The organism is Bittarella massiliensis (ex Durand et al. 2017) (assembly GCF_017566145.1).
GTDB lineage: Bacteria > Bacillota > Clostridia > Oscillospirales > Ruminococcaceae > Bittarella > Bittarella massiliensis_A.
Window position 1 is genome coordinate 135352 of sequence record NZ_JABFCL010000006.1, and the last position, 6139, is coordinate 141490.

Genomic DNA, 6139 nt, shown 5'->3' on the forward strand with positions numbered 1-6139 from the left:
CCCTTTGGGCCGTTTTTTCTCAACCATCCCGCAACAAGGGGGTGTCCCTATGTGGACCGTGTTCTCTCTCAACGGCAGGCGCTACCTCCGCAACCCCGTCACCCTGGGGGGAAGTCTGCTTCTCTTTCTCCTGTTTGGCCTGCTGTCCGCCAACCTTCTCCCCCAGATGCCAAACGGCCTCCAGCTCCTGGGGCGCCTGGCGGCCTTTCAGCCGGTGCTCCTGTTGGGTTTTCTCTTTCTCTCCTACTTTTTTGTCTCCACCGGCCGGCGCCGGCAGACCGAGGCGGCGCTCCGCCCTCTGCCGGGGGCCCTCGCCAAACAACTGCTGGGGCAGTTCGCGGTGCTGGCTCTGGCAGCGCTGCTCATCGCTCTTAGCATCTTTGGGTTTACCGTCTGGACCGACCGTTCCCTCTGCCGCTCCAACCCCCTTCTCCTCTGGCACTATTGGAAGGTCTGCTGCCTCGACTTCTGGGGGGTCAGTTTGCTGGCCATTGCCGCTGGCGGCGCCGTTGCCCTGCTGTCTCAAAAGGCCCTGGGTGTCTCCCTTCTCCTGCTCCTGGTGTTCCTCTTCACCCCCGTCTCCCAGGAGCTGGCCGCCGACCTCTCCACCCCGCAGGCCAACCTCTCCCCCCTGGTGGATCTGTTCGCCATCCAGGTAAACAGCCCCCAGACCTCCTTCTACCTGCCCTCCTACGGCATCCCCAACGAGCCGGTGCGCTGGCTGCGGGTCCTCTTCTTCACCCTCCTCTTCCTCTCCCTCTGGTTTTGGGGAAGTGCGCGCACATCCCGGCTCAAGGGGCGGTTGCCGGCCTTCCTCCTCTCCGGCTGCGCCCTCCTCTCCCTGGGGGGCTACCTGGGCCAGCGCCAAAACGGCCTTTACTACGGCTATGACCGGCAGCGGGCCGTCCCCTCTCTGGTCTCCTCCCTGGGGGCGGAGACCTACTCCAATGAACCGGCCGACTTTGCCGTTACCCGCTATACGGCGGACCTCACCATCCACGGGCAGCTCTCTGCCACCGTCTGCGCCGAGATCGAAGGGGGCCTCACTGCCGCCGCCTACCCCTTTACCCTTTACCGGGGATACCGCCTCGAATCGGTGGAGGACGATCTGGGCAACCCGCTCCCCCACACGGTGGAGCGGGACTATCTGACCGTCTTTCCCACAGACAGCCGGGCCACCGCCATCACCTTCACCTACCGCGGAAATGGGGACATGTTTTACAGCAATTCCCAGGGCGTCTACCTCCCCGGCTACTTCCCCTTCTACCCCATGCCCGGGAAAAAGATTCTGCACACCGGCGAGGGCTTTACCACCCCCATCGACGCCCGGCCCAAGCAGTTTGACGTGACGGTGCACACCCAGGCCCCCAACCTCGTTTGCAGCCTGCCCTCCGCCGAAGGGGGCGTTCGCTTCACAGGGGAGAGCGACACCTTCTCCCTGGCCGCGGGGCTAATTCAGGCCGAGGAGAAGGGGGGGATCACCGTTGTCAGACCGATCGTGGGTGCTGTTGACCAGGGGGACACCTTCGGAGTGGAAGGCTTTCCCCCGCTGGACGAGACCGCCGCCGCCCGACAGATGTTTGAGGACTACCAGGCCCTGGCGCGCCTCTGCGGGGTGGAGGGGCCCACCTCCCCGCCGGCCACCGTCTTCAGTGCCGGAGAGACGCTCCCCATGTCCGACCACTGGTACCTCTTTCAGGATCACTGGCGCGCTTCCTCCCTCACCTCTCCCCGCTACAACGCCATCGCGGCCTTTCAAACACGCCCGGAGTTTCTGCCCCTACACACCTTTTACGGCAAATCCATGAACGCCGCCCAGGTCATGGAGAGCGCCGGGCTGCGCACGAAGGTAGCGCTCTGGGACAATTTGATGGTCCACTATAACAGACCCGGCAGATTCTTTGATGCCGCCTTGGGAGACAGGTACGACCCTGAAAGCTACTATTATCCCCTTCTCCTCGCCATCAACCAAAAGGGAGAGGAGTCTGTCTACCGCTCTGTCTACCAGTATATCAGCGATCCCGGCGACACCCGCACCCCCCGGCAGCTCTTTGCCGACCTGGGGGTCGACCTGGCCGGGAGCGTCTTGCAGCCAGTGGAGGAGGATAGCTATGCAGATTGAAGTGAACAACCTCACCAAAAAATTTGGCAAAAAAAAGGCCCTGGACGGCCTCTCCCTCTCCATTGAGGAGGGGGTGTACGGCCTGTTGGGGCCCAACGGGGCGGGGAAGACCACCCTGATGTGCTGCCTGCTGGGGGTCTACAACAGCAATGGCGGCAGCATTGTGGTGGACGGCAAGGCCGACCCCAAGGGCGCCCTTCTGTCTGCCCACTGTGGCTATCTCCCCCAACACTTTGACATGTTTCACGAGCTCACCGTTGCCGAGGCCCTCCGCTACTTCGCCACCCTCAAAAAGATTCCCCGGGCAAAGGGCGCGGAAGAGATCGGGCGCTGCCTGCGCACCGTCAATCTGGAAGAGGAGGCCAAAAAGCGGGTGGGGGCCCTCTCCGGCGGGATGCGGCGACGGCTGGGCATCGCCCAGGCGCTGCTGGGAGACCCCCCTCTCCTCATCTTTGACGAGCCCACCGCCGGCTTGGACCCGGAGGAGCGGATGCGCTTTAAAAACATCATCGCCGCCGTCCGCCACCGCCACACCATCCTCATCTCTACCCACATTGTGGACGACATCGACGTCATCTGCAACCGGGTGATGGTCATCGACCGGGGAAAACTCTGCGCCCAGGGGACCAAGGGGGACATCTGCCGCTATGCGGACGGCAGGGTGTTCACCCTGCCCCGTGAGCAGGAGGCCTCTCTCAACCGCCCCTACTACCTGGAAAACGTCTTTGAGGAGGGGGGACAGGAGCATATCCGCATCCTCAGCCAGATTCCACAGCCGGCGGTCGCCAGACCGGCGGCCCCCACCCTGGAGGACGGCTATTTTGCGCTGGTGAGGGGGGAGGACCTGTGATCGCCCGGATTCGGTTGGCCTGGCTGAACATCAAGGGGATGCGGTTTCGCTACTTCGTCCCCCTCATCCTCTACTACGGCCTTTACCCCCTTGCCCTGTACTGCCGGCAGCTCACCCTGGCCAACCTGCCGGGGATGGAGCGGGAGTTGCCCCTCTTTGCCTGCCAGTTGGCCCAACAGCTGTTCCCCCTGGGACTGTTTTTCCATCTCCATTCCTTTTTTAAGGAACAATATGATAGCGGCGCCCAGCAGCTGTTTGAGATCTACGGCCAAAGGCGGAGCGACTGGCTGTGGGACTGCCTTCTGTTCTGGGCCCACAGCACCGCCCTCTTGCTGCCAGCGCTCCTGATCCACCGGCGCTATCTGGGCGAATTTGCCCTGTTGGCCACCCGCTGGGCCCTTCTTTTCTTCTTCTACACCCTCTTCTTCCTCCTCCTGAGCAAGCTGTTGCGCACCACCCTGCCCGCCCTCTTCCTCTGCCTCGTCTACCACATCGTCTTTGCCTTTGTCTACACCGGCCCGTCGGCGTACAGCCTCTACACCCTGGACCCTCCCCTGTCCTGGTCCTTCCTCTTTCCCCGGTACGCCTACTTCTTCGGCCTGTTGCTGCTGGTGGCGGCTCTGGTCTACCTGCTGCAGTCCTACTCCTTCTTTCAAAACTTCAGCCAGCGCCTGCGCCAATTTGCGAAGGATGCCTTCCACGGGAAGCACCGTCGTCGCTGGATCGCCGGGACGACCGCGCTTTTTCTGGCCGCTGGGTTTGGTTGCTACCTCTTCTTAAAGCCGGTGCAGATGGTTTACTCCTACCGCCAAGCGGAGGACCACTTTCTCGCCTATCTGCAGCGAAACGGCCTGCCTTTTCAGCCGGGAGAAGACGACTACTTTTACTACGCCGAGGCGGTGAACTTCGGCTTGGCCAACTACATGGATGACCAGGTGGAGCCCGACTACGAGTCGATCGCTCTGTTAGAGTATGCCCACGTATACTACGCTATCCCTCTCTACAACCGGCTGCGCTGGGAGGAGATGCCACCCCTCTCTCTCGACGCGGTGGCAGACACCCCTGTCAACGACCTGTCCATGTTGCTTGGGGAGGGCGCTCCCAGCCAATTTACGATGGGGACTCTGCACCTGGCCTTTCGCAGGCAGCTCTGTGAGGAGATCGCTCCCACCGGGCTGATCCAGAACGAGTACTACCGCCGGCAGGTGCAGGGACTCTCCTTTGCCCAGTTGGAGGAGGCGGTGCAAACCAGCTTGGAGGAAGCCGGGCTCGACGGCATCACTGACCCGGGGCACTTCGCCGAGCAGTGTACCCTAAACCGGGACTGGCTCTATCAAAATCTCGATCTCACCGCCACCCAAAAACTTCAGATCTTTGCCTACTGCCGCATCTACTACACCCTGTTGCGCCAGAGCGAGATCGAGGGCACCCCCTTTGACCTGTCGCCCCTGGCGGCGCGGCCGGTGGAGGAGATCGACCGGGAGATCGACCCTGTCGCCCAGATGGTAAACAGCCATCCCAACCAAAAAGAGAGGACCGCCCGCTACAGCGGGGAATCCTCTCATCTCGGTATCTGGACCTCAGATATTATGAACCGCTAAGCCAGCTGGCGGACAACCTGTCATTTGGCCAAGTGAAACTACCCGTTTTGCACCCCGTACTGCTCCATCTGGGCCTCATGCTCCTCCAGTGTCTTGGAGTAGTGGTTTTGGTTGTCGTTTCCAAAGAAGAAGTAGAGGTATTCGCTGGACGTGGGGTTCTGGGCGGCGGCAATGGCCCGAGCGCCGGGATTGCAGATGGGGCCGGCGGGCAGTCCCTTGCACTTGTAGGTGTTGTAGAGGGGGGCGAACTTGCTCTGGTTTTGCACCAGGGAGTTGCCTGTGATGTAGTTGTTGACATACTCCCGGGTGGGGTCGGAGTCCAGCCGCATCCCGGCGGCCAGCCGGTTGTGAAAGACCGAGGAGACCATCTTCATGTGGTCGGTGCTGCGGGTCTCCCGCTCGATGATGGAGGCCAGGATCAGGGTCTTTTCAGAGGGCATCCCCGACTTGGCAGCGTAGTTGTTGAGCATCTTGCGCAAAACCGACTCGGCGTCCTCCCCCTGGTAGAACTCGTAGGTGTCGGGGAAGAGGTAACCCTCCATCTTAAAGGCGCGGTCGGAGGTGGAGGGGACGGTGAAGGATTTGACAGAATAATTCTGGGCGGTACTGTAAAAGTCGGCCGCCGTGCAGACCCCGTTTTTCTCAAGGGTATTGGCGATCTGCATGAAGGTGCTGCCCTCGGGAACGGTGACCCGCACCGTCTGGCGGGACTGGTTGCCCTCGCCAGCGCCCCCCTCGCCCTCTTCACCGGAACCGCCGGTCTCCTGGGCAGTTTCCTTCTCCTCCTGGGCGGCAATGGCCTTGGGGGAGAGGGTTCCCCCCTCTTCATCGGAGAAGAGGGCGGCACTCTCCACAAAGGTGGCGCCGGCAGTGGGCGCTGCCGCCTCTGCCTTTGCGCAGCCTGCCAAAAATGCGAGGCAGACCAGGGCCGCCAAGAGGGTTTTCCAACACGCGTGTTTCATTGTCACTTCCCCTTTTTCGACTGTTTTGCTTATTATAATACATTCTCCGGCAAATGAAAAGCCGCAGAGGGGACCTCTGGGGAAGCGAGGATCGCCCTTGCGCGCATTTCCCAGTTCTCTCTGCATGTGCTTTCTCGTCTCTTTCGCATTTTTAGGCACGGCAAAAAACACCCACAAACCGCATCACTGTGCGATCTGTGGGTGTTTTCTTTGGAGCTGCTAGGCGGATTCGAACCGCCGACCTCGTCCTTACCAAGGACGCGCTCTGCCGACTGAGCCATAGCAGCATACGTGGCAGGGGCAGAAGGATTTGAACCCTCGGCACGTGGTTTTGGAGACCACTGCTCTACCAACTGAGCTATACCCCTAAATGATGGTCACATTGGTGGGCCTTCAGGGACTCGAACCCCGGACCGACCGGTTATGAGCCGGCTGCTCTAACCAACTGAGCTAAAGGCCCTTCTGGCTCCCCCTGCCCGGCTCGAACGGGCGACCCTGCGGTTAACAGCCGCATGCTCTACCAACTGAGCTAAGGAGGAATATTTGTGTCGGCATCGCCCTATTTTCCCAGGCAGCTTCCCGCCAAGTATCTTCAGCGCTGCGT

General features: G+C 61.3%; 4 protein-coding genes and 4 tRNA genes. 3 read left to right on the forward strand and 5 right to left on the reverse strand.

What is annotated here, in order from left to right; genetic code table 11:
- The first annotated feature begins 49 nt into the window (after positions 1–49).
- Genes HJY11_RS08280 through HJY11_RS08290 form a run of 3 tightly spaced genes read left to right on the forward strand, consistent with a single transcriptional unit; the run spans position 50 to position 4573 of the window.
- The gene (locus HJY11_RS08280) at positions 50–2122 is read left to right on the forward strand and encodes a hypothetical protein (RefSeq protein ID WP_208075516.1); all 2073 of its coding nucleotides are present in this window, start codon (positions 50–52) and stop codon (positions 2120–2122) included.
- Positions 2112–2972 carry an ABC transporter ATP-binding protein gene (locus HJY11_RS08285; RefSeq protein ID WP_208075517.1) on the forward strand — a complete coding sequence of 287 codons (861 nt, stop codon included), beginning with the start codon at positions 2112–2114 and terminating at the stop codon, positions 2970–2972. Before HJY11_RS08280 ends, HJY11_RS08285 begins: the two co-directional genes overlap by 11 nt.
- Positions 2969–4573 (forward strand): hypothetical protein, encoded by a 1605-nt coding sequence (locus HJY11_RS08290; protein ID WP_208075518.1) that lies wholly within the window; start codon positions 2969–2971, stop codon positions 4571–4573. Before HJY11_RS08285 ends, HJY11_RS08290 begins: the two co-directional genes overlap by 4 nt.
- Positions 4574–4611: 38 nt before the next feature.
- Here HJY11_RS08290 and mltG read toward each other — a convergent pair whose 3' ends face one another.
- The 5 genes from mltG to HJY11_RS08315 all read right to left on the reverse strand — a co-directional run bounded on the left by mltG (position 4612) and on the right by HJY11_RS08315 (position 6074).
- Positions 4612–5535, reverse strand: coding sequence for an endolytic transglycosylase MltG (gene mltG / locus HJY11_RS08295; protein WP_208075519.1), 924 nt, complete (start codon positions 5533–5535; stop codon positions 4612–4614).
- A gap of 211 nt (positions 5536–5746) precedes the next feature.
- Positions 5747–5822, reverse strand: a tRNA-Thr gene (locus tag HJY11_RS08300).
- A 5-nt stretch (positions 5823–5827) separates the two neighbouring features.
- Positions 5828–5903: transfer RNA gene (locus HJY11_RS08305), tRNA-Trp, on the reverse strand.
- Between the two features lie 15 nt (positions 5904–5918).
- Positions 5919–5995, reverse strand: a tRNA-Ile gene (locus tag HJY11_RS08310).
- 3 nt (positions 5996–5998) lie between these two features.
- Positions 5999–6074: transfer RNA gene (locus HJY11_RS08315), tRNA-Asn, on the reverse strand.
- Positions 6075–6139 lie beyond the last annotated feature (65 nt).

What these genes read in the sequence shown, in the direction of transcription:
- HJY11_RS08280 (WP_208075516.1), top strand. Translation starts at nt 50, where the DNA reads ATGTGGACCGTGTTCTCTCTCAACGGCAGGCGCTACCTCCGCAACCCC.
- mltG (WP_208075519.1), bottom strand. Translation starts at nt 5,535, where the DNA reads ATGAAACACGCGTGTTGGAAAACCCTCTTGGCGGCCCTGGTCTGCCTC.
- HJY11_RS08285 (WP_208075517.1), top strand. Translation starts at nt 2,112, where the DNA reads ATGCAGATTGAAGTGAACAACCTCACCAAAAAATTTGGCAAAAAAAAG.